This is a genomic window from Streptomyces krungchingensis (assembly GCF_054729265.1).
Map to the genome: position 1 here is coordinate 3,915,993 of NZ_JBPUKY010000001.1, position 24,801 is coordinate 3,940,793.

Below are 24,801 nucleotides of genomic sequence, written 5' to 3' on the forward strand. Positions count from 1 at the left end.
GGAGTCCGTACGTGGTCGCCATCACCAGGATCCTGCTGCGCCGCGTCGCGCTGCTCGTGCCGCTGATGCTCGGGATCGTCCTGTTCGTGTTCCTCGTGATGCGGTTCTCCGACGTCGACCCGGCGTCGGCGTTCTTCCAGGGAGCCAACCCCACCCCGCAGCAACTGCACGACTTCCGGGAGCAGAACGGTCTGCTCGACCCGCTCCCGGTCCGCTACGCCCATTTCGTCGGGGACCTGCTCCACGGCGACATGGGCACCAGCGCGCTGACCCGCGCCCCGGTCCTCGAACAGGTCACCACCGCGCTGCCGCTCACCCTCCAGCTCACCTTCCTCGGGCTCGGCATCGCGGTGGTGCTCTCGCTGCTCGGCGGGGTGACCGCCGCGATCTACCGGGACCGGCTGCCCGACCAGATCATCCGCGTGGTCTCCCTGACCGGTGTCGCGGCCCCGGGCTTCTGGCTGGCCCTGCTGATGATCCAGTACCTGGCCGTCGACCAGGGCTGGTTCCCGACGGGCGGCTACGTCAACCCGGCCGACTCGCTCAGCGGCTGGCTGAAGACCATGACCCTGCCCGCTCTCGCCCTGTCGCTGCCCGTCGCGGCCCAGCTCACCCGCATCGTGCGGACCTCGGTGGTCGAGGAACTCGACAAGGACTATGTGCGCACGGCCGTCGGGAGCGGACTGCCGCCCCGCGTGGTCGTCGGCCGCAACGTGCTGCGCAACGCCCTGATCAACCCGCTCACCGTGCTGGGCCTGCGCGTGGGATATCTGCTCGGCGGTGCCGTGGTCATCGAGACGATCTTCTCGCTGCCCGGCATGGGGAAGCTGATGATCGACGCCGTCAAGAACGGCGACCCGGCGGTCGTGCAGGGCGTCGTCCTGACCACCGCCACCGGCTTCGTGGTCGTGAACCTCGTCATCGACATCCTGTATCTGCTGGTCAACCCACGGCTGAGGGGCGCGACCTGATGCTCACCCGCAAGAACCTCACCGATGTCCTCGCCCGGCCCGGCATCCGGCTGCGCGGGCCGCGCCGGCTGCCGCTGCTGTCGAAGGCCGCCGTCTGCTTCCTCGCGGTCGTCGTCCTGACGGCCCTGTTCGCGCCGCTGCTGGCACCGGACGACCCGCTGGACCAGCAGCCGCTCGTCGACGGCACCGGGCACCCCTCCGGCGCGCACTGGATGGGGCAGGACAGTCTCGGCCGCGACATCCTCAGCCGGCTGATGTACGGGGCGCGCTGGTCCCTCGCGATCGGACTCGGGGCGACCGCGCTCGCCCTCGTCGTGGGAGCGCTCCTCGGCGCCGTGGCCGCGACCTCGCGCAAGGCCGTCGACGAGACGCTGATGCGCTGTCTGGACGTCGTGATGGCGTTCCCCGGCATCGCGCTCGCCGCCGTCCTCGTCGCCGTCTTCGGCGGCGGCATCACGGTACTGATCTGCGCGATCGCGTTCCTGTTCACCCCGCCGGTGGCCCGTGTCGTCCGGGCCAACGTGCTCGACCAGTACGGCGAGGACTACGTGACCGCCGAGCACGTCATCGGCGCCCGCACCCCGCACATCGTCGTCCGGCACGTCGCCGTGAACTGCGCGGCGCCCGTGCTGGTGTTCTGCACCGTGCAGGTCGCCGAGGCCATCGTCTTCGAGGCGTCGCTGTCGTTCATCGGCGCGGGTGTGCGGCCCCCGGACCCGTCGTGGGGCAGTGTCATCGCGGACGGCAAGAACATGGTCCTGACCGGCGGCTGGTGGGCCACCGTCTTCCCGGGCCTGCTGATGCTGATCACCGTGCTGTCGCTGAACATCCTCTCCGAGGGGGTCTCCGACGCGTGGGCGGCCCCGGCGGCCAGGGACGTGGAGGTCCCCGGGGCGGGCGACCGGCTGGAGGCGCCCGAGCCCGGCAGCGGCGTGGTCCTCGCCCTTCCCGGCCTCGCTGAGGCCGCCGCGCGGCTGCGCGCACGGGCCCGCCCGCTGCCGGCCGGCGGACAGCCGGTGCTCGCCGTGGAGAACCTGGCCATCGGCTTCGACGCCCGCCACGGCGGTGTCGACATCGTCGACGGCATCAGCTTCGAGGTGCAGCCCGGCGAGGTGCTCGGCCTGGTCGGCGAATCCGGCTGCGGCAAGTCGCTGACGGCGCTGACGATCATGGGTCTGGAACCCGAGGGCGCCCGCGTGCGGGGGCATGTCCGGTTCAGCCAACGGCAGTTGATCGGCGAGCCGATGCGGGTGCGGCGCCGACTGCTGGGCCACGAGATGGCCATGGTCTACCAGGACGCGCTGTCGTCCCTGAACCCGGCCATGACGATCAGGGCGCAGCTGAAGCAGGTGGTGCGCCGCGGCGGCCGGCGCTCGCCCGCCGAGCTGCTGGAACTGGTCGGCCTGGATCCCGAACGCACCCTGCGCAGCTACCCCCACGAGCTGTCCGGCGGCCAGCGCCAGCGCGTCCTGATCGCGATGGCCCTGTCCCGCAGCCCCAAGCTGATCGTCGCCGACGAACCGACGACGGCGCTGGACGTGACCGTGCAGGCGCAGGTCATCGAACTGCTGCTGCGACTGCGCGAGGAACTGGGTTTCGCGCTGATCCTCGTCTCGCACGACCTGGCGCTCGTCTCCGCGGTCACCGACCGGGTGATCGTGATGTACGGCGGGCAGATCGTGGAGACCGGGGTGACCGCCGACCTCGTGGAGGCCCCCGCGCACCACTACACGCGCGGGCTGCTGGGCAGTGTCCTGTCCCTGGAGTCCGCGGCCGAGCGGATGACGCAGATCAAGGGGGTCGTGCCCTCCCCCGCCGACTTCCCGGCCGGCTGCCGCTTCGCCGACCGCTGCCCGCTGGCGAGCGAGGTGTGCCGGACGACGGCCCCGGACCTGCTGGGCACGCCCGCGCACACGGCCGCCTGCCATCATCCGGCCGTCGACCTGGTCACCACGGAGAGCGAGGCGGTCACGTGAGCACGCCGGCAGAGCGGTCCGTCCGCCCGATCGTCGAGCTGGCCGACGTGCACGTCGTCCACAAGGCCCGCAGCGGCGGGCTGTTCACCCGGGACAGGGTGTACGCGCTCACCGGCGCCGACCTCACCGTCGCGCCCGGCGAGACGGTCGGCGTCGTCGGCGAGTCCGGCTGCGGCAAGTCGACGCTCGCGAAGGTCCTGGTCGGTGTGCAGCGGCCGACGTCCGGCAGCGTCACCTTCGGGGGCCGGGACCTGTGGGCCATGGGCCCGGCCGAACGGCGCACCGCGGTCGGCAGCAGCACCGGCATGATCTTCCAGGACCCGTCGACCGCGCTGAACCGGCGGCTGACCGTGCGGCAGACGCTGCGCGACCCGCTGGACGTGCACCGGCGCGGCACCAGCGCCGCACGCGACGACCGGGTACGGGAGCTGATGGGACTCGTCGGGCTGCCGCGCGCTCTCGCGGACGCGCTGCCGGGCCAGCTGTCCGGCGGCCAGCGTCAGCGCGTCGCCATCGCACGGGCACTCGCCCTGGACCCGGACCTCGTCGTGGCCGACGAGCCGACGAGCGCGCTGGACGTGTCGGTGCGCGCACAGATCCTCAACCTCCTCCTCGATCTGAAGGAACGCCTGGGTCTCGCCATGGTGTTCGTCTCGCACGACATCCAGACGGTCCGGCGGATGAGCGACCGGGTGATCACGATGTATCTCGGCCGGATCGTGGAGGAGTCGCCCGCCGGCGAGGTCACCGACCGCTCCCGGCACCCGTACACGCGGGCGCTGTTCTCCGCGACCCCCGGGCTCCTCGACCCCATCGACCCCATCCCGCTGGCCGGTCCCGTCCCCTCCGCGACCCGGCCGCCGAGTGGCTGCCCGTTCCGCACCCGCTGCTGGCGGGCGGACGACGTGTGCGCGGACACGATGCCCGGACCGACGGCCGCGTCGGCCCCGGGACACCGCTTCCGGTGTCACCATCCTGTGGAGGAGGGCCGGTCGACGCGCGCCCTGGTCGCGCAGGCCGAGTCCGCCGCCCCGGCCACCGCCAAGGCCGACGTCCCGTTCCAGCAGCACATCAGGGAGCCTTCATGACCGTCCCCGCCCCGCTGACCGGTGTCGTACCGCCCGTCTGCACCCCCCTGACACCGGAACGCGAGGTGGACGTCCCCTCGCTCCTCAGGCTCGTCGACCATCTGGTGGACGGGGGTGTGCACGGACTGTTCGTCCTCGGCTCCACGTCGGAGGCGGCCTATCTGACGGATCCGCAGCGCCGTCTCGTGGTCGAGACCGTGGCCGGGCACGTCGCCGGACAGCTGCCCGTCCTCGCGGGCGCGATCGACATGACCACGCCGCGGGTCCTGGCCCATGCCGCCGCCGTCACCGCCGCCGGGGCCGACGCGATCGTCGCGACCGCGCCCTTCTACACCCGCACCCATCCCGCGGAGATCGCCCGCCACTACCGTTTGATCGCCGAGCGGACGGGCGTGCCCGTCTTCGCCTACGACCTGCCCGTGTCCGTCCACACCAAGCTGAGCGCCGAGCTGCTCCTGGAACTCGCCGCCGACGGGGTCCTCGCCGGGGTCAAGGACTCCAGCGGGGACCTCGGCGCGTTCCGCTCCGTCGTCACCGGTGTGCGCGCCCACCCCGACATCCGCGGGTTCGCCCTGCTCACCGGGTCCGAGCTCGTCGTCGACTCGGCGCTCGCCCTCGGGGCCGACGGGGCGGTGCCCGGTCTCGCGAACGTCGATCCCGAGGGGTACGTGCGGCTGTTCCTGCGGTGCGGGGAAGGGGACTGGGCGGGGGCGCGGGTCGAACAGGAGCGGCTGTGCGCGCTGTTCGGACTGGTCGGGGCCGGGGATCCGGCGCGGATGGGCGGGAGTTCCTCGGCGCTGGGCGCCTTCAAGGCGGCGCTGCACCTGAGGGGCGTCATCGCGTGCCCCGCCACGGCCGAGCCGCAGATCCCCCTCTCCGAGGGCGAGACCGAGCGCGTCGGCAAGTACCTGGCCGCTGCAGGCCTGTTGTAGTGGCGTCCTCCCGCCCCGGAGCCGCTGCCCGTCCGGCGTGCGAGGAGCGTGGCCCGGGCCGGGGAACGCCTACTCCAACAGGTCGCCCACCGGCACCCGGCGGAACTCGATCGTGTCGTACGTGCCCGTCGTCCCGGTCTCGTACAGGAGTCCCACCCGGCGCGGGCCGAGCTGGACGAGATCGGAGTACGCGGCCCGCAGGGTGGAGAGGGTGAGCGCCTTGGTGAAGGTCGCGCCCGCGTCCGTGCTGCGCCACACCGCCATCGTCTGCCGGGCGGTCGGTACGGAGGGGCCGCTGAAGAGGAGGGGCGCGCCCCGCCCGCGGAGTTGGAGGACGGCGCCCTGGACGACGGGGACGTCGTTCAGGTCGGGCTGGACGGCGTAGGGCCGGTCGAGGGTCTCGGCGCCGTCGCCGGAGTAGGAGTCGAGCCGGTTCCCCGCGCTCGTGCCGTTCTGGTCGCGCGAGGTGAAGTAGATCCGCCCGTCTGGCAGTTCGGCGGCCATGCTCTCGTTGGAGTTGACCACCCCGTCGTAGCTGTCGTCGACGAAGCCCAGCTTCCAGGTGGCGCCGCCGTCGTCGCTGTAGAGGGCGTGGGCGCCGTAGTACTTGGCCTCCTGTCCGGTGTCGGCGGAGCCGGCGGGCGGGGCGGCGGAGTGGTTGGCGGGGACGACGAGGCGCCCGGCGTGGGGACCGTGTCTCAGGGCGATGGCGTGCCCGGGGCCGGTGGCGTACCACCGCCAGCCGGGCAGCTTCGTGTCCGCCGTGATGTCCCGTGGGGCGCTGAAGTGCCGGCCGTCGTCGCGGCTGGTCTGCACGAAGACGCGCCGGCTCTGCTCAGCGGTGACCTCGCCCCGCATGATCTGGGCCTCGGTCACGGCACCGCTGTTGTAGGACGTGAGGAGGACGATCCGGCCGGTCCTGGGGTCGACGACCGGCGCGGGGTTGCCGCGGGTGTCGCCGCCCCCGGAGGCCACCACCTGGAGCGGGCCCCAGGTGCAGCCGCCGTCGGCGGAGCGTCTGAGGACGACGTCGATGTTCCCGGTGTCGCCCGCGCCGTTGTGCCTTCCCTCGGCGAAGGCCAGCACGGTACCCGCGGCGGTCGTGACGGTCGCCGGGATGCGGTAGGTGTCGTAGCCGTCCAGGCCCGCGGTGTACGGCACGGAGGACGTGCAGCCGCGGGGGGCGAGCGGAGCGGCGGTGGCGGTGCCGGCACCCGTGACCACGAGGGCGGTGAGGAGTCCGGCGGCTGCCGCCGACGCGGCCGTGCGGCGGGTGAAGGTCATGACGCTCCCTGGGCTGGATCGGACCACCATGGACATGGGACGTGTGACATGGGATGTCCACCGAACGTAGTGCGCCCGGAGCGTCGCGACAACATCCGTGTCAGCACGGCGTGTTGATGAGGCGTCAGTCAGGGCCGAAGCCCGGCGCGCCGTGGGCGTGGAGTGACGCGGCGTCAGTCCAGGTCCGGGGCGCCGGGGGTGACGAGGCCCGACTCGTACGCGACGATCACCAGCTGGGCACGGTCGCGGGCGCCCAGCTTGCCCATGATGCGGCTGACATGGGTCTTCGCGGTGAGCGGGCTCAGCCCCAACGCACCCGCGATCTCGGCGTTGTTGAGGCCGCGCGCGACCAGTGTGAGCACCTCGCGCTCGCGGTCGGACAGGCCGTCGGGACCGCCCACCAGGGGCGGGGACAGCGCCGGGCCGCGCAGGAAGCGCGCGATCAGCCGGGCGGTGGGGCCGGGCGAGAGCAGTGCCTCGCCCGCGGCCACCGTACGGATGGCGTCGAGGAGTTCGGCGGGCCTGGTGTCCTTGACCAGGAAGCCGGAGGCGCCCGCGCGCAACGCCTCCGCGATGTGCTCGTCGGTGTCGTACGTGGTGAGGACGAGGACCCTGACGTCGGCGAGGTCCTTGTCGGAGGCGATGAGGCGGGTCGCCTCGATGCCGTCCAGGTCGGGCATGCGGATGTCCATGACGATCAGGTCGGCCCGGGCGCTGCGGGCCAGCGCCACGGCCTCCCGTCCGGTGGCCGCCTGGCCGACGACCTCCATGTCGCGTGCGGATTCGACGAGCAGGGCGAACGCGGCCCGTACGAGGGTCTGGTCGTCGGCGAGGAGTACCCGGATGGTCATCGGCGCTCTCCTTCCGCGGGCCCGGACGTCCGCACGGGGGCCGGTCCGGGCGCCGGACGCGCGGCGGCACCGCTGCCCAGCGGCAGCACCGCCGACACCGCGAACCCGCCGCCCTCGCGCGGCCCGGCGTCCAGGGTTCCGCCCACGCTGCGCACCCGCTCCCGCATCCCGACGAGCCCGAAACCGGGCGGGGCGCCCGGGGCGCCCACGCCGTCGTCGGTGACCGTCACGCGCAGCGCCCAGTCCTCCGCGTGCAGGCGGACGCGGACGTGCGCGCCGGGGCCCGCGTGCCGGACCGCGTTGGTGAGGGCCTCCTGCACGACGCGGTAGGCGGCGGCGCCCACGGCGGACGGGACGCCGGCCGCCGGGGCGGCGACGTCCGCCGTCACCCGGGCGCCCGCGGTGCGTGCCGCCGTGACCAGGTCGGGCACCCCGTCCAGGCCGGGCAGCGGGCCCCGGCCGTCGCCGCCGAGCTCCGAGGCACGCAGCACCTCCAGCGTGGTGCGCAGCTCACCGCGGGCGGTGCGGCAGGTCTCGGCGATGTCGTCCAGGGCCCCGGCGACCGCCGTGCGGTCGAGACGGTCGGGGTCGGCGGTCAGGACGTGCGCGGCGACGGCGGTCTGCACACCGATCAGCGTGATGCTGTGGGCGAGCAGGTCGTGCAGGTCCCGGGCGATGCGCAGGCGTTCCTCGGCGACCCGGCGGCGCGCCTCCTCCTCGCGGGTGCGTTCGGCGCGTTCGGCGCGTTCGACGACCGAGGAGACGTACTGGCGGTGCACGCGCACATAGCCGCCGCAGAGCAGCACCGCGACGATCCAGCCGGCGATCCGCAGGCTCTCCGCGACACCCGCCATGCCGTCTGAGGTCTTCAGCACGACCATGGTGCCGATGACCGAGACCCCGGTGAGCAGCGCGCGCAGCGGCCGGCCGGTCGCCGCCACGGTGTAGAGCGCGACGAGTGTGGCGCCCAGCGGTGCGGTGTGGTTGTAGTCGTGCGCGTGGTACGTCGCGATGACGGGGACCATGACGCACAGCACCAGCAGCGGCGCCCGGCGGCGCCACACCAGCGGGACGTGGGCGAGGAGCAGCAGGGTCCAGCCGAGCGTGTCGGGCCGCCGGTGGCTGTCCGGGAGGGCCAGGCCCAGGGCGACGGCGAGGACGGCGAGTGCGGCGGCGCGGCAGGCGTCGTTGCGGACCGCGTGCGGGGAGGGGCCGCCGGACATACGGGCGACGACGGCGCGCAGCCGCTCGCCGGCGCGCGCCCGCCGGCCCGCCGTCCTGGTGGGCTCCGCCCCCGCAGCCGTGCCCGCGGGCCGTGCGGGTGTCGTGACCGTTCCGGTGTGTGCCTGCACGTTGTCCATCTTCCGTCAGTCGGGCGCCCGTTCGGCAGGGAGGGTCGGGTGCCCCTCCGCGGCGGAGGGGCACCCGGCGGTTCAGCCGACGGCGACGGTCGGGGCGGGCCGGGTCTCCGGGGGTTCCGGCGGCTGCGGCTCCCGCGCCAGCCGGCCCGGCCACCACACCTTGCGCCGCAGCGCCACGCTCGCGCTGGTCACCAGGTAGGTCCGGACGAGGAAGGTGTCGAGGAGCACGCCGACCGCGATCACGAATCCGAGTTCGACGAGCTGGACCAGACCCATGTTCGTGAGGACCGCGAAGGTGGCCGCCAGCACCAGGCCCGCGGAGGCGATGACCCCTCCGGTGGTGCGCAGCGCGGTGAGCGCGGCGGCGGCCGGTTCGGCGCCGTTCAGGGACTCCTCGCGCATGCGGTGCATGAGGAAGATGCCGTAGTCGACGCCGAGGGCGACCAGGAAGACGAAGGACAGCAGGCCGAGTCCCGGGTCCGTCCCCTCGAATCCGAACAGCGGTCCGAAGACCAGCCCGCCGATGCCGAGGGCCGCACCCCACACCGCGACCACGGCGACGACGAGGAGCAGCGGGGCGACCAGGCTGCGCAGCAGGGCGATCAGGATCAGCAGGACGGACACGAGCACGATCGGTACGACGACGAGCCGGTCGCGGGCGTTGGTGTCCTGGAGGTCGATCTGCTGGGCGCTCGGACCGCCGACGTACGAGCCCTTGGTCTCCCCCCGGTCCAGGTCCTCGCGCAGGGACTCGATGGTGGCGGTCTCGGCGGCCGACTGGGGCGCGCCCTTCGCGGTGACGGAGATCTCCGTCCAGCCCTTTCCGCTGCGGCCCGGATCGGCGCTCGCCACGCCCCGGTGGTGGCGGATCTCGGCGAGGGCCGCCCCGGCGCGGTCCGTGGGGGCCATCACGGTGATGGGCTGGGTGCCCTGACCCGGGTAGGCGCGGGCGAGGGTCTCCATCGCGGCGACGGAGTCGGGGGTGTCGACGAAGGAGTCCTCCTGCTTGAGTGAGCCGGGCAGGTTCAGCGCGCCGACGGCGAGCGCGCCGAGGAGGACGGCGCCGCCCGCGAGGACGGTGAGCGGCCGGCGGCCCGCGGAGGACCCCATCGCGGCGAACAGGCCGCGCCGCTGTTTGGGTTCGCTCCCGAACGCGGGCACGAGCGGCCAGAACACGCGGCGGCCGAGCACGACGAGGATCGCGGGCAGCAGGGTCAGCATGGCGACGAGCGCGCACAGCACGCCGACGGTGCCCATCGGGCCCATGCCCCGGCTGCTGTTGAGGTCGGCGGCGAGCAGGCACAGCAGACCGGCCGCGACGGTGCCGGAGGAGGCGAGCACGGCGGGGGCGCAGCCGCGCAGGGCCTGGCGCATGGCGTCGTAGGGCCGTTCCACCCGCCGCAGTTCCTCCCGGTAGCGGGAGATGAGCAGCAGGGCATAGTCGGTCCCGGCGCCGAACACGAGGATCGTCATCACTCCGGAGCTCTGGCCGGAGATGGTGGTGCCGAAGGCCTGGTGGAGTCCGTAGGCGACGCCCATGGAGAGGTAGTCGGCGACGCCCGCGACGGCGAGCGGCACGAGCCACAGCAGCGGGCTGCGGTAGATGAGGATCAGCAGGACGGCGACCACGGCGACGGTGGTGTAGAGCAGTGGTCCGCCGAGGGAGCCGTACACCTCGGAGGCGTCGGTGGCGAGCGCGCCCGGCCCGCCCACCTCGACGTCCATCCCGTTCTCGGAGCGGGCGACGTCGCGTACGCCGTCGACGAACGCGTCGCGCTTCTTCTCGTCGTTGCCGGGCGCGGAGCTGGCGACCGGATACATCAGGGTGGTGCCGTCCCGGGACGGCACGCCCTTCGGGGGCACCGTCAGCGGTTCGCGGCCGGCGATGTCGGCGACCTGGCGGGCGGCCGTCGCCCGGTCGGCGGCGCTCAGTCCCCCGTCGCGGTGGTAGACGAGGACGAGTTCGGTGGTCTCACCGCCCGGCAGCCGGTCCTCGATCTTCGCCACCTGGGTGGAGTCCGCGCTCGCGGGCAGGTAGTCCACGGCGCGGTCGTGCTGTACGTCCGCGAGTTTCGACGCGAACGGTCCGACGACGGCCAGGACGGCCACCCACAGACCGAGCAGCACCCAGGGAACGGCCCTTCGCCGTGTACGCGTGGTTGTCTCTCCGGGCCCCATGACGGGGTCCTCCCCTCCTGGCCGGATGTCTGGACAGGCACCAGACTCCCGGCGCGCGGACGCGGATTCGTCGCGCCGAAGGGCGAGTTCACGGGTACTGCGCGGGGCGGCCGGACAGCCGGACTACTCCCACGGGAGTACGGCGCGCGCACGCGTCGGTGTACGCGCGGGCCGGCCTACGAGGGGGTGCGCGCCGCCGCCAGCAGCCGGGTCACGTCGTCCGCGCAGATCGTGAGCGCGGCGCCCACGGTCGCCAGGGCGTCGCGCTCGGCGGGGGTGTAGGGCCCGTCGGCGAGGGCGATGCGGGCGCCCTGGAGGAGGATCGCCTCACGGCCGGTGGGGGCGAGGTGCGGGGCCAGCGGGTCCAGCGCCTCGTGGAGCTCTATGGCCAGGCTTGCTCCGCACGGTCCTCCGAGGACCCGGCCGGTGTCGGCGGCGAGCGCCTCGACGAGGGCTCCGAGCTGGTCCTCGGTGCAGTCGTCGAAGCCGGCGGAGCGCACGGTGCTCGCGGCGGTCTCCAGGGACGTACGGGCGCAGGTTCCCCCGGCGGCGAGCACGGCGAGAGCGACGGTGTGGACGGCGTCGCGGAGCATCGCCGAGAAGCGGGTGGTGGTGGGGTGGTCGAGGACGTCGGCGCCGTAGTGGTGGCGGCAGGCGGCGCATTCGACGACGGGCCCGGTCTCGCCGCGCGGCACGACGGGGACGCCGAGGAGGGTGAAGCGGCGGCGGCCGGTCAGGCGCTGGTAGTTGCGGTCGCCTCCGCAGCCGGGGCAGAAGAATTCGCCGTCGCCGACGGTGGTCCAGGCGGTGCGGGTGCCCAGGATGCGGGGAACCTGAACTGCACGACCGTTTCGTCCCCATCCTGGCAGCACGTCGCACACCTCCGTTGCTCCCCCACCGCCTTTTGGGCGTGAGAGGTGACCCCGCGGCAACATCGCCGCGCTGGCGTGATGTTAGCCACATTGTTGATGTGGAGTCAGTACCCAGGACGAGACCTTCCCGTGACCTCCACAGGGATTGGCCGGTAAACGACGGGGCCCCGCCCGCCTCGAAAGGCGGACGGGGCCGGGAAGAACCAGGTGAACGAGGTCAGCGGGTCGCGCGGTTGACGGCGGAGACGACGGCCTTCAGCGAGGCACGTGTCGTATTCGCGTCGATCCCGATCCCCCACAGGACCTTGCCGTCGATCGCGCATTCGATGTACGAGGCGGCCTGCGCGGAGGCGCCCTCGCTCATCGTGTGCTCCTGGTAGTCCAGCAGGCGTACGTCGATGCCGATGGACTGCAGCGCGTCGAAGAACGCCGAGATCGGGCCATTCCCGGAGCCGCTCAGGACGGTGTCGGCGCCGTCGACCGACGCCTCGACGGTGAGCGTGTCCACGCCGTCCTTGTCCGTGGTGGACTGGCCGTTCTTGACCTGGATGCGGCCCCACGGGTTCTCGGGGTTGGGCAGGTACTCGTCCTGGAAGGTCGCCCAGATGTCCTTCGGCGTGATCTCGCCGCCCTCGGCGTCCGTCTTCGCCTGGATGAGCTTCGAGAACTCGATCTGCATACGGCGCGGCAGGTCCAGCTTGTGGTCGTTCTTCAGGACGTAGGCGATACCGCCCTTGCCGGACTGCGAGTTGACGCGGATGACGGCCTCGTAGGAGCGGCCGACGTCCTTCGGGTCGATCGGCAGGTACGGGACGGCCCACTCGATGTCGTCGACGGTGACGCCCTTGGCCGCGGCGTCGGCCTCCATGGCGTCGAAGCCCTTCTTGATGGCGTCCTGGTGGGAGCCGGAGAAGGACGTGTAGACCAGGTCGCCCACGTACGGGTGGCGCGGGTGGACCTCCATCTGGTTGCAGTACTCCCACGTACGACGGATCTCGTCGATGTCGGAGAAGTCGATCTGCGGGTCGACGCCCTGCGAGAACAGGTTCATGCCCAGGGTGACCAGGTCGACGTTGCCGGTGCGCTCGCCCTGGCCGAACAGGCAGCCCTCGACGCGGTCGGCGCCGGCCATCACGGCCAGCTCGGCGGCGGCGACGGCGGTGCCGCGGTCGTTGTGCGGGTGGACCGACAGCACGACGTGCTCGCGGCGGGACAGGTTGCGGTGCATCCACTCGAAGCGGTCCGCGTGCGTGGAGGGGGTGGAGCGCTCGACGGTGGCGGGCAGGTTCAGGATGATCTCGCGGCCCGGGCCGGGCTGGTAGACGTCCATGACCGCCTCGCAGACCTCCAGGGCGAAGTCCAGCTCGGTGTCGGTGAAGATCTCGGGGCTGTACTGGTAGCCGAACTCGGTCTCGGGGTCCAGCAGCTTCTCCGCGTACTCCATGACCAGGCGGGTGCCGTCGATGGCGATCTGCTTGATGTCGTCCTTGGAGCCGCGGAAGACGACCCGGCGGAAGACCGGCGCGGTGGCGTTGTACAGGTGCACGGTGGCACGCTTGGCGCCCTTCAGCGACTCGACGGTCCGCTCGATCAGGTCCTCACGGGCCTGGGTCAGTACGGAGATCGTCACGTCGTCCGGGATCGCGCCCTCTTCCTCGATGATCGAGCGCACGAAGTCGAAGTCGGTCTGGCCGGAGGCGGGGAAGCCGACCTCGATCTCCTTGTAGCCCATCTTGACCAGCTGGTCGAACATCCGGCGCTTGCGCTCGGGCGACATCGGGTCGATCAGGGCCTGGTTGCCGTCGCGCAGGTCGGTGGAGAGCCAGCGGGGGGCGGCGGTGATCCGCTTCTCGGGCCAGGTGCGGTCGGGGATGTCGACCTGGTCGTACCGGCCGTACTTCTTGATCGGCATGGAACTGGGCTGCTGGCGGTTCGCCATGATTGCGTGGGCTCCTCGATGTGTCCGCGGTATCCGCTGTCCGCGAGTCCGGAAGGACGGCCGACGGCGCAGCGCCAAACTCCGCGGGGAGGGGGTCGGCCTCGACTACAGGCCCTCGCCGCGGCAGCTAAGGAGAAGCAGCCCGAAACGCATGATGCTCCGCAGCCTAGCCGAGCCGTGCCCCGTGCGGGGTGGTGTTCCAGTATGCGGGACCGCATGCATAAAACGGACAAAAAGTGCGCCATACCACTCGACGACGGCTTCCGATGCTCCTTATCGCCGCATTTCACCAATCATGGTTGCAGGTAGTGACAGTGGCATAACTCAGTGCAAGGGTGCCGGGCATGACGACCAACGGGGGCTTCGAGCCCGTCTTCTGCACCATCGTGCCGCCCCACGTCCTCGACAAGCTCGCCCAGCACGAGGACCCCGCACTCGCCGGTCCCGCCCGCCAGACCCTGGAGCGCGACGCCTACGAGCGCACCCACCGCCGGCTGACCACGGTCATCGGCGCCCCGACCGTCGCCCCGCCCGCCGAGGCGGAGGAGGACAAGCCGCACCGCACGATCTACGACGCCCGCCACCACCAGGACCTGCCCGGCAAGAAGGTGCGCGGCGAGAACGACAAGCCCGGCAAGGACGCCACGGTCAACCGCGCCCACGCCGGTCTGGGCGCGACCTTCGAGCTCTACCTGAAGGCGTACGGGCGCAACTCGATCGACGGCGCGGGCCTGCCGCTGGACGCGACGGTGCACTTCGACCGGGACTACAACAACGCCTTCTGGAACGGCGAGCAGATGGTGTTCGGCGACGGCGACGGCGAGATCTTCCTCGACTTCACCATCCCGGTCGACGTCATCGGGCACGAGCTGACCCACGGCGTCACCCAGTACACGGCGAACCTCACCTACTTCGGCCAGCCGGGCGCCCTGAACGAGTCCATGTCGGACGTCTTCGGCTCGCTGATCAAGCAGTACACGCTCGGCCAGACCACCGCCGAGGCCGACTGGCTGATCGGTGCGGGCCTGCTCGCCCCGCGCGTCACCGGTACGGCCCTGCGCTCCATGAAGGAGCCGGGCAGCGCGTACGACGACGACGTGCTCGGCAAGGACCCGCAGCCCGGCACCATGGACGGCTACGTCCGTACCGGCCGCGACAACGGCGGCGTCCACATCAACTCGGGCATCCCCAACCACGCCTTCTACCTGGTCGCCCAGGCACTCGGCGGCCACGCCTGGGAGCGGGCCGGGCAGATCTGGTTCGACGTCCTCACCGGCGGGCAGCTCCAGTCCCAGGCGAGCTTCGCCGACTTCGCCGCGCTGACCGTCGCCCAGGCACGCGACCGGTACGGGGACGGCGAGGAGCTCCAGTCGGTGCTGAAGGCCTGGGAGCAGGTCGGGGTACCGGCCGCGTAGCCCCGGCGCGCGACTCGTACTAGACAGGACCCATGCGTATTCAGGTGAGGCGCACGGGCGGATTCGCGGGCATCGAGCGTCATGCCGAGGTGGACACCTCGGGACGGTCCGACGCCCACGAGTGGCAGGCCCTGGCCGAGCAGGCGGTCGCCGCCGGCCGGGGCACGCCCCCCGTCGGCGTTCCGGACGGCTTCAGCTACCAGATCACCGTGGACGGGAAGACGGTGTACGCGGCCGATCCCCGGCTCACCCAGGAGCAGCGGACACTGATCTCCAGAGTGCTGAAGGAGGGCGCGTAGCCGGCGGCCGCCGAGGGGGAGATCCGTCCGGGGCGCGGGCCGCCGGCCCGTCCCGACGACCGCCGGTCACGCCGTGACCGGGGCCTCTTCCCCTGGGCGCCCGACGGGCGACAACCTTTTCCCACCGCCCCGTTGACTTCTGTTACCGCCGGTACGGATGATCGCGCGCATGGCGACGAACCCCCTCCCGCAGTTCCCGCCCGGCTTCCTCTGGGGCGTGTCCACCTCGGCCCACCAGATCGAGGGGGCCGCCGACGAGCGCGACCCCTCGGTGTGGGACGCCTTCACGGCCGAACCAGGGCGGATCAAGGACGGCTCGACCGCGGAGGTGGCCTGCGACCACTACCACCGCTACCCCGAGGACGTCGCGCTGCTCGCCGGTCTCGGCGTGGACGCGTACCGCTTCTCCGTCTCCTGGCCCCGGGTGAACTCCCCCGGCGGCCTCGACTTCTACGACCGCCTCGTCGACGAGCTGTGCGCGGCGGACGTACGCCCCGTCCCCACCCTCTTCCACTGGGACCTGCCGCTGGAGCTGGACTGGATGTCCCGCGACACGGCGGCCCGGTTCGCCGACCATGCCGCCGTCGTCGCCGAACGCCTCGGTGACCGGGTGAAAAAGTGGATCACCCTCAACGAACCGGCCGAACACACGCTGCTGGGCCACGCGCTCGGCGCGCACGCCCCCGGCAGACGGCTGCTGTTCGACGCGCTGCCGGTGGCCCACCACCAGCTCCTGGCCCACGGCCTCGCCGTACGGGCGCTGCGCGCCGCCGGAGCCGACGACATCGGGATCGCCAACTCGCACGGACCCACCTGGGCGGCGTCCCGGCGCACCGAGGACGTGGAGGCCGCCGACTTCTACGACGTCCTCCTCAACCGGCTGTTCGCCGACCCGCTGCTCCTCGGCCGGTACCCGGAGGGCATCGGCGAGCTGCTGCCCGGCGACGTCGAGTCCGACCTGAAGGTGATCGCCGAACCGCTGGACTGGTACGGCGTGAACTACTACCAGCCGACGAAGGTGGGTGCCCCCGAGGGCGCGGAGATCGAGTTCAGCGGACTGACCCTGCCCGCCGACCTCCCCTTCTCCGTACGCGAACTGGAGGGCTACCCGGTCACCGACTTCGGCTGGCCGGTCGTCCCGGAGGCCCTCACCGAGCTGCTGGTCGGCCTCCGCGAGCGCTACGGCGACCGGCTCCCGCCCGTCGTCATCACCGAGAACGGCTGCTCGTACGAGGGCATCGACGACCAGGAGCGGATCGCCTTCCTGGACGGTCATGTCCGCGCCCTGCACCGGGCGCTGGAACAGGGCGTCGACGTGCGCGGCTACTTCGTCTGGTCGCTGATGGACAACTTCGAGTGGGCCGAGGGCTACGCCCGGCGCTTCGGACTCGTCCACGTCGACTACGACACGCTGGAGCGGACCCCCAAGGCGTCGTACGCGTGGCTGCGGGACGCCCTGCGCGCGCAGGCCCGCAGATGACGGCCGCCGATCCCGTCGTGCCCGCGGGGGACGGCGCGCTCGCCGAGCCCGTCGAGCGGGTGGGGCGCGGCTGGACCACGGCGCTCTCGCTCGCCAACGGCGCGATCTGGGTGGGCTGGTTCGGGCCGCTGCAGATCCTCCTCGCCTCCCAGGCGGAGGACTTCGCGCCCGGCACCGGCATGTCCAAGGAGACGGTGCTCGCCTGGGTCACGGGGGCGGGAGCGGTGGTCTCACTGGCCGCCAACCCGTTCTTCGGCGCGCTCTCCGACCGTACGACCGCCCGCTGGGGCCGCCGTACGCCGTGGATCGTGGCCGGGGCGGCGGGCGGCGCGCTGTCGCTGCTGCTCCTGGCGGGCGCCGGCGGGGTGTGGACGATGGCGGCCGGCTGGTGCCTGGTCCAGCTGACGCTGAACGCCGCCTTCGCCGCGATCACGGCGGCGGTCCCGGACCGGGTGCCACGGCTCCAGCGGGGTGCGGTGGGCGGCTGGCTGGGCGCCGCGCAGATCCTGGGCGTGGTCGGCGGGACAGGGCTCGCGGCGGCCGCGGGCGGCACGGGCGCGGGGTACGCGGCGTGCGCGGTGTTCACGCTGGCGGGCGTCCTGCCGTACGTCCTGCGGCACCCGGATCTGCGGCTGCCCGCGTCGGCCCGCGCGCCCTGGGCCTGGCGGCCCTTCCTCGCCTCCCTCCGGCTGAGCCCGCGCCGCCACCCCGATCTGGCGTGGGCCTGGCTGACCCGTTTCCTCATCAACCTGAGCAATGCGCTCGTGCTGCTCTACCTGCTGTACTACCTGCGCGACCGGCTGCACCACCACGACCCGGAGCAGGGCGTCCTCGTCCTCACGGCGGTCAACGCCGTCACCCTGCTCGCCACGGTCGTCGTGGGCGGGGTCTGGTCGGACCGGGTGGGACGCCGCAAGCCGTTCGTCATCTGGTCGGGCGTCCTGATGGCGGTGGCCACGGCCGCCCTGGCCGGCTGGCAGACCTGGCCGGGGGCGATCGTCGCGTCGGCGGTGCTCGGCATCGGCTTCGGCGTCTTCACGTCCGTCGACTTCGCCCTGATGACCGACGTGCTGCCCGAGGCGCTCGACCGCGGCAAGGACCTCGGCGTCATCAACATCGCCAACGCCCTCCCCCAGGTCGCGGCGCCCGCGCTGGCCGCGCCGATCGTGACCCATCTCGGCGGGTACCGGGTGCTGTACCTGGTGTCGGCGGCGATCGGGCTCGCCGGGGCGGTGCTGGTGCGCAGGATCCAAGGGGTGGAGTAGGGGTCACAGGGCTCCGGCGTCCCGGGCCGCCCAGGCCGAGGGGAACAGCGGGCGGTAGCCGAGCTCGCGGCGGATGCGGTCGGTGGAGACGACCCCGAGCCACGGGTCGGGGTCGGTGCGCTCGTGCAGGGCGGCCGGGACGTCGGCCTGGTTGAGCTGGTGCAGTTCGACCGCCGTGACGGGGACGTCGTCGGCGATGTTGTAGGCCCGGCCGTCGATGCCCGGCGTGTGGAGCAGGCGCAGCAGTCCCTGGGCCACGTCGGCGTGGTGGACCATCTGCAGCCGCTGGGCCGCCGCCCAGTGCCCGGCCCAGTCCAGGGACCGGGCGAGGTGCGGGTCGCCCTCGCCGTACACGAAGGCGAGCCGGCCGATCCGTACGGGCAGCCCCTCCAATGCCAGAAGCAGCCGTTCGGCCTCCGCCTTGGACTCGGGGTAGGCACCCCACATCGCGCCGCCGGGCCGCACCGGGTCGTCCTCGGTGTGCGGACGCCCCCGCCCCGCCCCGTACACCAGATTCGTGCTGACCTGCACGAAACGCCGTACACCGCGGGCCCGAGCGGCGCGGCCGAGTTCCACGGCCGCGTCCCGGTTCACCGCCCGCGCCTCCTCGTCCGGCACACCGCGGAACGCCGCCGCCACGTTGACGACCGCGTCCACCCCCGCCACGGCCCTGCCGAGCGCCTCCGCGTCCCGCAGATCGCCGACCACGACCTCGGCGCCCAGCTCCGCGAAGGGCTCGCCGCGCCCCGCGTCACGCACCAGGACCCGTACCCGCTCTCCCGGCCGGGTCTGCGCCAGCAGCCTCGGCACCAGTCGCCTGCCCACCTGGCCGGTCGTCCCTGTCACCAATGTCAGCATCATGTGCTCCTCGTCGTCGCTCCGGTGACGAGCCTCGCGCCGGAGCGGGGAAGGCGGCAGAGACCTCCCTATCCGGGGACCGGCAGTGCCTGGATAAGCCGGGCGGCTTCGGACACGCTGGAGGGGTGAACCGAGCCGAACTAGCCGACTTCCTGCGCCGCAGCCGCGCCCGCCTCGAACCCTCCGACGTGGGGCTCGCCGCCGGCGCCCGGCGCCGCACACCGGGCCTGCGCCGCGAGGAGGTGGCTGCCCTCGCCGGCATGTCCGTGGACTACTACACCCGGCTCGAACAGTCCCGCGGCCCCCGCCCGTCACGGCAGATGCTGGGCGCGCTGGCGCGGGCGCTGCGGCTCACCGGTGACGAGCGGGACCATCTCTTCCACCTGGTGGGCGAGGAGCCGCCGCGCGCCGAGAGCGCCTCGGGGCATGTCCGGCCCGGTCTGCTGCTCGTCCTCGACCGGCTGCACGACGCGCCCGCGCAGGTCATGACCGACTACGGCGACGTCCTCGCGCAGAACACGATGGCGGTGGCCCTCGTCGGCGAGGCGGGCCCGGAGCGCAATCTCGTACGGCGCTTCTTCACCGATCCGCGGGCCCGCGCCCTCTTCCCGCCGGAGGACCACGCCGAGCTCGCCCGCAGCCATGTGTCCCATCTGCGCGCGGTCACCGCGGCCCGGCCCGGCGACCCCGCCCCCGCCGGTCTCGTGGCCGAACTGCGCGCCGCCAGCCCGGAGTTCGCCCGGCTGTGGGAGGAGCACGAGGTCGCGGTGCGGCGCGTCTCCACGAAGCGGTTCGCGCACCCCACGGTGGGGCTGCTCGATCTGGACTGCGAGATCCTGCTCAGCTCGGAGGACCATCAGATCCTGATCGTCCACACGGCCCGCCCCGGCACCGAGTCCCACGAGCGGCTCCAGCTGCTGCGGGTGGTGGGTCTTCAGGACATGACGCCCGCTCGCCGTCCTCACCCTCCGCTCTCGCGCTGAGCGGTGCCCGGGGGCCGACTTCGGCCACTTTTGACGACCCTTGAAGGAAAGGGCCGGCGTCCCTTGCAATCGTGAGTCCCCCGCGCATCAATGGAACCGCACGTTCCGACGGACCGTCAGATGCCCCGCGCGGCGTCCCGCACCCCGCTCGCGGGGTCCGTCCGCGCACACCACCTCCCCGCACCCTCACCTGCACGGCGGTGAGGAGACCGTGTGCCCGGACGGGGCCGGTTCCGTCCGACCATCCCCACATGGCAATTCCCGTACAAGGGAAGGGAACACGATGAGAGGCAAGCGACTCGGAATCACCACGGCGTTGGCCGGGGGCACCCTCGCCGCGACCGCACTGGCCTTCGCGCCGGCCGCCGCGGCCGTCACCCCCCAGACGGCCACCATCAACGCCACCTGCAGCATCGGCGGCAGCGGTTCGGCCACCCTCACGGCCACCCAGAGCGGCACCGCCGCGACCGTCACCCTGAGTTCCAGCGACATCACGGCTCCGATCAGCGTCGCGCAGGACTCGATCAGCTCGACACTGACGATGGTGAAGGCGAGCGGCGGCACCACCGTCTTCAGCGGCACGAAGAACCCCGCCATCGCCGCGGGCGGCGGGGTCGCGGTGGGCCCGCTGGACGGCACCGTCGCCTCCGGCGACAGCCTGGAGGCCTTCGGCGGCTCCCTGCAGATGGTGGTCTTCGGCATCACCATCACCTGCACCGCGGACGCGGCGCAGTCCCCCGGCCCGTTCGTGTTCGAGTAGGCGCCCATGCGTGAGGGCCGGCGCCGCCCGCGCGCAGCGGCGCCGGTTCCGCAGCCACCGAGACCTCTCAACAGACCTTCCTGGAAGGCGGGTTGATGACATTGACAGAACCTGATGGGTCATCAGTTCGCGTATCGGGACTCCATTGACTTCTCACACAACCCGCACATCAATGGCCCCCTGTCGGCGCAGACGAGCCGCTGCGCCCGCATCCCTCAGGAGGGGGCAACCACCATGAGAACCACGGGTCCGACAACCCGAAGACGCCGCTGGGCGGCGCTGCTCGGGGCGACCGCCCTCGCGGTCACCGCGGGAGGCGCACTGGCCGCCCCGGCCGGAGCCGCGCCCACGGACGTGGACTTCCCCACGCACTGCATCCCACCGGCGATCGCGGGCATCCCGCCGATCGACGGCACCACCACCGCGAAGATCACGGTCGACAACGCCGCCCCCAAGGTCGGCGACACCGTCACCGTGACGTACACGGTGGTCAAGCCCGCCGCGAGCAACCCCGTCGACCTGGCCCTGCCGGCCGACATCATGACGCCCACCGGCAAGGTCACGCTCGGCGGGGCGCAGACCGGCGCCGTCACGGTCGCCGGGCCCAAGAAGAACGACCCGGTGCCGGGCAAGGGCGCCTTCCCGTCGTTCAGCATGACCGGCACGTTCACGGTCACCGCGCCGGGCGCCATCACGCTCTCGCCGGGCGACTACAACATCCACACCAGCTACATCATGGAGCTGGACACCCCGTGCACGGTGACGAACCCGCCCGCCCCGGTGTCCGAGACCGTCACCGCGACGAACGGTGGCGGACAGACCAACAACCGTGCCATCCAGCTCGGTTCGGCCTCCGGGAACCCCGGTGACGGCGTGACTGTCACCGGCAGCGACTTCACCCCGGGCGCCACCGTCACCCTCGCCGGACGCTCCGGCGACACCCAGACCGCCGACACCGCGACCGTGACCGCGGACGGTCAGGGCGCCTTCAACGGCACGCTCGTCGTCAACGACCGGACGACGACCGGCGTGGTGGCGTACGAGGGCGCGAGCTGGAGCGCCGACAAGGGCGCGGGTCCCGCCACGTACGTCGTCGTCGACGACACCCCCGTCCCCGACAACGCCCAGCGACTCACCACCACGGTGAAGGCGGGGACGCTGTCCATGACGCAGGCCGGGGACGCCGTCGAACTGTCGGCGGTCGACTTCGGCAAGGGCGGGGCCTCGAACGGCGCCCTGCGGACGGTGACCGTCAAGGACTTCCGCGGCGGCCCCGCGGGCTGGTCCCTGACCGGCAAGGTCACCGACTTCACCGGCCCCGGCGCGAAGATCGACGCCGGTGCGCTGAGCTGGACCCCGGCCTGCGTGACCAAGGCGGGCAGTCCGAGCACCTGCCGGGCAGGCTCGTCCGGCACGGTGGGCTCCTCGGGCGCGACGCTGGCCTCCACCCCCGACGGCACGCTCACCGGCGGTGAGTTCACGGTCGACGCCGGGCTGTCGCTCGACGTGCCCGCGTTCACCCCGCCCGGTTCGTACTCCGGCGTGCTCACGCTGACGCTCAGCTGACCAGTCCGTCCGCACCTTCGGTGGCCGGGCGCGCACCCGCCCGTCCGCCTCGTCCGTGGGGGTCCGCACCCATGCGCAAGCTGTACGTCCTCCTCCTGACCGCCCTGCTCGGCTGCGTGACGGTGCCGTCGTACGCCGCCGACAACGGCAGCTGGTCCGTCTACCCCGTCTCCACGCGTCTGGCGGCGCGCCCGTACTTCTACCTCTCCGCCGACCCCGGACAGACCCTCCGGGACAAGGTCACCGTCGCCAACAGGACCGGCCGGCCGCTGACCTTCCGGCTGTACGCGGCCGACGCCTACAACACCGCCCGCGACGGCGGATTCGCCGTGCGCACCGTGCGCGAGAAGCAGCGCGGGGTGGGCGCGTGGGCCGAACCGGCACGCTCCCGGGTGAGGGTGCCCGCGCACGGCTCGGTGACCGTGCCGTTCACGCTCCGGGTGCCCGAACGGGCCGAACCCGGCGACCATCCCGGCGCGCTGGTCGCGCTGGACGAACGCGTCGAGGCGGGCGACGGCTCACTCGCCGTCGGGGTGCAGCGGGCGGTGGCCGCGCGCGTCTATCTGCGCGTCGGCGGCCCCACCGTGCCCGCCCTCGCCGTCGAGAAGGTCCGCGTCAGCCACCACCAGCCCCTGGTCCCGGGCCTCGGGGCCGCCACGGCGACCGTCTCCTACACCCTCCACAACACCGGCAACGTGACCCTGAACCCGAAGGTGCGCCTCAGGGCGGAAGGACTCTTCGGCCGCACCCTGCTCGCCCGCGGCCTCGACAAGGTCCCCTCCGAGCTGCTCCCCGGTCAGCGGGTCCGGCTGAGCGAGCCGTGGTCCGGCGCCCCGCAGCTCGACTGGGGCGACGTGACACTGACGGCCGACGCGGCCGGGACCCGCGACTCGGCGAGCGCGTCCTTCTTCGCCCTGCCGTGGCTCGTCGCAGCGATGGTGGCGGCCGGGATCGCCGCGGCCGTGCTGGTGATCAGAGCGCGTCGGGACCGCGCTCGCCCGTCCGTACCCGTACGACCGTCTCCACCGGTACGGACCACACCTTTCCGTCGCCGATCTTCCCCGTCTGCGCGGCCTTCACGATCTCGTCGATGACGGCCTCCGCGTCGGCGTCCTCGACGACGACCTCGATCCGGACCTTGGGGACGAGGTCGATCCGGTACTCGGCCCCGCGGTACACCTCGGTGTGGCCGCGCTGCCGCCCGTATCCGCTGGCCTCGGTCACGGTCAGCCCGTGCACGCCGATTTCCTGGAGGGCGGTCTTGACCTCGTCGAGTCGGTACGGCTTGACGATCGCGGTGATGAGCTTCATGCCTGGGTCTTGGCCTTCTGGGCGGTGGGGAGGGATGCGGAGACCGGGGCTCCGTGCCCCAGGACCCCGTGATCGTAGGCCGTCTCGGCGTGCACCGTAAGGTCCAGGCCGGTCCGCTCGTGCTCCTCGTCCGCCCGCAGGCCCATCAGCCGGTCGATGACCTTGCCGATGCCGTAGGTGACCGCGAAGGCGTACGTCCCGACGGCCACCACGGCGACCAGCTGCCTGCCGAGCTGGCCGAGCCCGCCGCCGTACAGCAGGCCCTCCGCCCCGCCCGTCATCTCCTTGACGGCGAAGACGCCGATGAGCAGGGTGCCGACGATGCCGCCGACCAGGTGCACACCGACGACGTCCAGCGAGTCGTCGTAGTTCAGCTTGAACTTCCAGCCCACGGCGTACGAGCAGACGACACCGGCGGCGAGTCCGACGACCAGCGCCCCGAGCAACGACACGGTGCCGCACGACGGGGTGATCGCGACCAGGCCCGCGACCGCACCGGACGCGGCGCCCAGGGTGGTCGGGTGGCCGTCGCGGCGCTGCTCCACGAAGAGCCAGCCGAGCAGACCGGTGCAGCCGGCGGCGAGGGTGTTGAGGAAGGCCGCGGCGGCCAGCCCGTTCGCGCCCATCGCGGATCCCGCGTTGAAGCCGAACCAGCCGAACCACAGCAGCCCGGCGCCCAGCATCACCATCGGCAGGTTGTGCGGGCGCATCGCGTCCTTCTTGAAACCGAGGCGCGGGCCGAGGACCAGGCACAGGGCGAGACCGGAGGCGCCCGAGGTGATCTCGACGGGCAGTCCGCCCGCGAAGTCCAGCGCACCCAGCGCGTCGACGATCCAGCCGCCCGGACCCCACACCCAGTGCGCGACGGGAACGTATACGAGCAGCGCCCAGACCGGCACGAACACCAGCCACGCGGAGAACTTCGCCCGGTCCGCGACCGCGCCGCTGATCAGCGCGGCCGTGATGATCGCGAAGGTGAGCTGGAAGGTGGCGAACAGCAGGGTCGGCACGGTGCCGTGCACACCGTCCGGGCCGATCCCGGCCATGCCCGCGTGCCGCAGCCCTCCGACCAGCCCGCCGAAGGCGTCGTCCCCGAAGGCCAGGGAGTACCCGGCCGCCAGCCACACCACCGTGACCAGGGCGATCGACACGAAGCTCATCATCAGCATGTTGAGGACGCTCTTCGTGCGGACCATGCCGCCGTAGAACAGGGCGAGGCCGGGCGTCATCAGCAGGACCAGCGCGGTGGCGGCGAGCAGCCATGCCGTGTCACCGGTGTCGACGGGTGGTTTCCCACCGGGAGCGGAGGCGAGGACCAGGGGCAGGGCGGTGGCCGGCGTCACGGTGTCTCCAACGGGGTGGGGGCTGCGTCAGAGAGTCGTCGGCGCTCGTTTCCGTCCGTGCACGCCCAG

20 protein-coding genes and 1 pseudogene are annotated in these 24,801 nt (G+C 72.5%); 12 read left to right on the plus strand and 9 right to left on the minus strand.

The features are described 5' to 3' along the window. The first annotated feature begins 11 nt into the window (after nucleotides 1-11). From ACSYGO_RS17395 to ACSYGO_RS17410, 4 genes are read left to right on the plus strand one after another with little or no spacing between them, the layout of a single operon-like run. Complete coding sequence (locus tag ACSYGO_RS17395; protein ID WP_028804592.1) at nucleotides 12-971, plus strand: ABC transporter permease; 960 nt, start codon at nucleotides 12-14, stop codon at nucleotides 969-971. Beyond that, nucleotides 971-2,947: a dipeptide/oligopeptide/nickel ABC transporter permease/ATP-binding protein gene (locus ACSYGO_RS17400; protein WP_460387016.1), complete on the plus strand. Its 1,977-nt coding sequence runs from the start codon at nucleotides 971-973 to the stop codon at nucleotides 2,945-2,947. The genes ACSYGO_RS17395 and ACSYGO_RS17400 overlap by 1 nt, the downstream gene beginning before the upstream one ends. Beyond that, entirely contained in the window at nucleotides 2,944-4,035 is a 1,092-nt protein-coding gene (locus ACSYGO_RS17405) for an oligopeptide/dipeptide ABC transporter ATP-binding protein (RefSeq protein ID WP_426682250.1), read from the plus strand. The genes ACSYGO_RS17400 and ACSYGO_RS17405 overlap by 4 nt, the downstream gene beginning before the upstream one ends. Next, nucleotides 4,032-4,967 (plus strand): dihydrodipicolinate synthase family protein, encoded by a 936-nt coding sequence (locus ACSYGO_RS17410; RefSeq protein ID WP_432173413.1) that lies wholly within the window; start codon nucleotides 4,032-4,034, stop codon nucleotides 4,965-4,967. The genes ACSYGO_RS17405 and ACSYGO_RS17410 overlap by 4 nt, the downstream gene beginning before the upstream one ends. A gap of 69 nt (nucleotides 4,968-5,036) precedes the next feature. On the opposite strand, the gene ACSYGO_RS17415 is transcribed toward ACSYGO_RS17410, so the two are convergent. From ACSYGO_RS17415 to leuA, 6 genes are all read right to left on the minus strand, one after another. Beyond that, the gene (locus ACSYGO_RS17415; RefSeq protein WP_460387017.1) at nucleotides 5,037-6,251 is read right to left on the minus strand and encodes a sialidase family protein; all 1,215 of its coding nucleotides are present in this window, start codon (nucleotides 6,249-6,251) and stop codon (nucleotides 5,037-5,039) included. Nucleotides 6,252-6,424: 173 nt separating this feature from the next. Then, complete coding sequence (locus ACSYGO_RS17420; protein WP_426682253.1) at nucleotides 6,425-7,102, minus strand: response regulator; 678 nt, start codon at nucleotides 7,100-7,102, stop codon at nucleotides 6,425-6,427. After that, a complete protein-coding gene (locus ACSYGO_RS17425) occupies nucleotides 7,099-8,463 on the minus strand; it encodes a sensor histidine kinase (protein WP_460387018.1) in 1,365 nt (454 codons plus the stop codon). Before ACSYGO_RS17425 ends, ACSYGO_RS17420 begins: the two co-directional genes overlap by 4 nt. Before the next feature lie 72 nt (nucleotides 8,464-8,535). Next, nucleotides 8,536-10,641: an MMPL family transporter gene (locus ACSYGO_RS17430; RefSeq protein ID WP_460387019.1), complete on the minus strand. Its 2,106-nt coding sequence runs from the start codon at nucleotides 10,639-10,641 to the stop codon at nucleotides 8,536-8,538. A gap of 176 nt (nucleotides 10,642-10,817) precedes the next feature. Further along, nucleotides 10,818-11,513 (minus strand): tellurite resistance TerB family protein, encoded by a 696-nt coding sequence (locus tag ACSYGO_RS17435; protein ID WP_095934299.1) that lies wholly within the window; start codon nucleotides 11,511-11,513, stop codon nucleotides 10,818-10,820. Nucleotides 11,514-11,730: 217 nt separating this feature from the next. After that, on the minus strand, nucleotides 11,731-13,452 hold the full coding sequence (gene leuA, locus ACSYGO_RS17440; RefSeq protein ID WP_460387020.1) for a 2-isopropylmalate synthase: 1,722 nt from the start codon (nucleotides 13,450-13,452) through the stop codon (nucleotides 11,731-11,733). Nucleotides 13,453-13,796: 344 nt separating this feature from the next. Between leuA and ACSYGO_RS17445 the strand changes: the two genes are divergently transcribed. The 4 genes from ACSYGO_RS17445 (at nucleotide 13,797) to ACSYGO_RS17460 (ending at nucleotide 17,911) form a co-directional block, all read left to right on the plus strand. Beyond that, nucleotides 13,797-14,867, plus strand: coding sequence for a M4 family metallopeptidase (locus ACSYGO_RS17445; protein WP_426682257.1), 1,071 nt, complete (start codon nucleotides 13,797-13,799; stop codon nucleotides 14,865-14,867). Nucleotides 14,868-14,899: 32 nt separating this feature from the next. Next, complete coding sequence (locus ACSYGO_RS17450) at nucleotides 14,900-15,166, plus strand: protealysin inhibitor emfourin (RefSeq protein WP_095934207.1); 267 nt, start codon at nucleotides 14,900-14,902, stop codon at nucleotides 15,164-15,166. A gap of 157 nt (nucleotides 15,167-15,323) precedes the next feature. Beyond that, a complete protein-coding gene (locus tag ACSYGO_RS17455) occupies nucleotides 15,324-16,646 on the plus strand; it encodes a GH1 family beta-glucosidase (RefSeq protein WP_432173407.1) in 1,323 nt (440 codons plus the stop codon). After that, on the plus strand, nucleotides 16,643-17,911 hold the full coding sequence (locus tag ACSYGO_RS17460; protein ID WP_460387021.1) for an MFS transporter: 1,269 nt from the start codon (nucleotides 16,643-16,645) through the stop codon (nucleotides 17,909-17,911). The genes ACSYGO_RS17455 and ACSYGO_RS17460 overlap by 4 nt, the downstream gene beginning before the upstream one ends. 3 nt (nucleotides 17,912-17,914) lie before the next feature. Here ACSYGO_RS17460 and ACSYGO_RS17465 read toward each other — a convergent pair whose 3' ends face one another. Further along, entirely contained in the window at nucleotides 17,915-18,769 is an 855-nt protein-coding gene (locus tag ACSYGO_RS17465; RefSeq protein WP_426682333.1) for an NAD-dependent epimerase/dehydratase family protein, read from the minus strand. A 125-nt stretch (nucleotides 18,770-18,894) separates the two neighbouring features. Here ACSYGO_RS17465 and ACSYGO_RS17470 point away from each other — a divergent pair, with 125 nt between their 5' ends. From ACSYGO_RS17470 to ACSYGO_RS17485, 4 genes and pseudogenes are all read left to right on the plus strand, one after another. Beyond that, nucleotides 18,895-19,752, plus strand: coding sequence for a helix-turn-helix transcriptional regulator (locus ACSYGO_RS17470; protein WP_460387022.1), 858 nt, complete (start codon nucleotides 18,895-18,897; stop codon nucleotides 19,750-19,752). 283 nt (nucleotides 19,753-20,035) lie between these two features. Continuing rightward, entirely contained in the window at nucleotides 20,036-20,512 is a 477-nt protein-coding gene (locus ACSYGO_RS17475) for a hypothetical protein (RefSeq protein ID WP_460387023.1), read from the plus strand. Nucleotides 20,513-20,746: 234 nt separating this feature from the next. Further along, nucleotides 20,747-22,078 (plus strand): beta-xylosidase, encoded by a 1,332-nt coding sequence (locus ACSYGO_RS17480; protein ID WP_426682262.1) that lies wholly within the window; start codon nucleotides 20,747-20,749, stop codon nucleotides 22,076-22,078. Nucleotides 22,079-22,149: 71 nt separating this feature from the next. After that, a pseudogene (locus ACSYGO_RS17485) lies at nucleotides 22,150-23,154 on the plus strand (WxL protein peptidoglycan domain-containing protein); the annotation flags it as partial. On the opposite strand, the gene ACSYGO_RS17490 reads toward ACSYGO_RS17485, so the two are convergent. Both ACSYGO_RS17490 and ACSYGO_RS17495 read right to left on the minus strand, forming a co-directional pair. After that, nucleotides 23,051-23,389, minus strand: coding sequence for a P-II family nitrogen regulator (locus ACSYGO_RS17490; protein WP_028804604.1), 339 nt, complete (start codon nucleotides 23,387-23,389; stop codon nucleotides 23,051-23,053). The pseudogene ACSYGO_RS17485 and the gene ACSYGO_RS17490 overlap by 104 nt on opposite strands. Then, nucleotides 23,386-24,732, minus strand: a complete 1,347-nt coding sequence (locus ACSYGO_RS17495) for an ammonium transporter (protein WP_426682263.1) — start codon at nucleotides 24,730-24,732, stop codon at nucleotides 23,386-23,388. Before ACSYGO_RS17495 ends, ACSYGO_RS17490 begins: the two co-directional genes overlap by 4 nt. Nucleotides 24,733-24,801 lie beyond the last annotated feature (69 nt).

What these genes read in the sequence shown, in the direction of transcription:
- ACSYGO_RS17475 (WP_460387023.1), top strand. Translation starts at nt 20,036, where the DNA reads ATGAGAGGCAAGCGACTCGGAATCACCACGGCGTTGGCCGGGGGCACC.
- ACSYGO_RS17480 (WP_426682262.1), top strand. Translation starts at nt 20,747, where the DNA reads ATGAGAACCACGGGTCCGACAACCCGAAGACGCCGCTGGGCGGCGCTG.
- ACSYGO_RS17490 (WP_028804604.1), bottom strand. Translation starts at nt 23,389, where the DNA reads ATGAAGCTCATCACCGCGATCGTCAAGCCGTACCGACTCGACGAGGTC.
- ACSYGO_RS17420 (WP_426682253.1), bottom strand. Translation starts at nt 7,102, where the DNA reads ATGACCATCCGGGTACTCCTCGCCGACGACCAGACCCTCGTACGGGCC.
- ACSYGO_RS17415 (WP_460387017.1), bottom strand. Translation starts at nt 6,251, where the DNA reads ATGACCTTCACCCGCCGCACGGCCGCGTCGGCGGCAGCCGCCGGACTC.
- ACSYGO_RS17430 (WP_460387019.1), bottom strand. Translation starts at nt 10,641, where the DNA reads ATGGGGCCCGGAGAGACAACCACGCGTACACGGCGAAGGGCCGTTCCC.
- ACSYGO_RS17450 (WP_095934207.1), top strand. Translation starts at nt 14,900, where the DNA reads ATGCGTATTCAGGTGAGGCGCACGGGCGGATTCGCGGGCATCGAGCGT.
- ACSYGO_RS17460 (WP_460387021.1), top strand. Translation starts at nt 16,643, where the DNA reads ATGACGGCCGCCGATCCCGTCGTGCCCGCGGGGGACGGCGCGCTCGCC.
- ACSYGO_RS17425 (WP_460387018.1), bottom strand. Translation starts at nt 8,463, where the DNA reads ATGGACAACGTGCAGGCACACACCGGAACGGTCACGACACCCGCACGG.
- ACSYGO_RS17400 (WP_460387016.1), top strand. Translation starts at nt 971, where the DNA reads ATGCTCACCCGCAAGAACCTCACCGATGTCCTCGCCCGGCCCGGCATC.
- ACSYGO_RS17445 (WP_426682257.1), top strand. Translation starts at nt 13,797, where the DNA reads ATGACGACCAACGGGGGCTTCGAGCCCGTCTTCTGCACCATCGTGCCG.
- ACSYGO_RS17455 (WP_432173407.1), top strand. Translation starts at nt 15,324, where the DNA reads ATGATCGCGCGCATGGCGACGAACCCCCTCCCGCAGTTCCCGCCCGGC.
- ACSYGO_RS17465 (WP_426682333.1), bottom strand. Translation starts at nt 18,769, where the DNA reads ATGCTGACATTGGTGACAGGGACGACCGGCCAGGTGGGCAGGCGACTG.
- ACSYGO_RS17410 (WP_432173413.1), top strand. Translation starts at nt 4,032, where the DNA reads ATGACCGTCCCCGCCCCGCTGACCGGTGTCGTACCGCCCGTCTGCACC.
- leuA (WP_460387020.1), bottom strand. Translation starts at nt 13,452, where the DNA reads ATGGCGAACCGCCAGCAGCCCAGTTCCATGCCGATCAAGAAGTACGGC.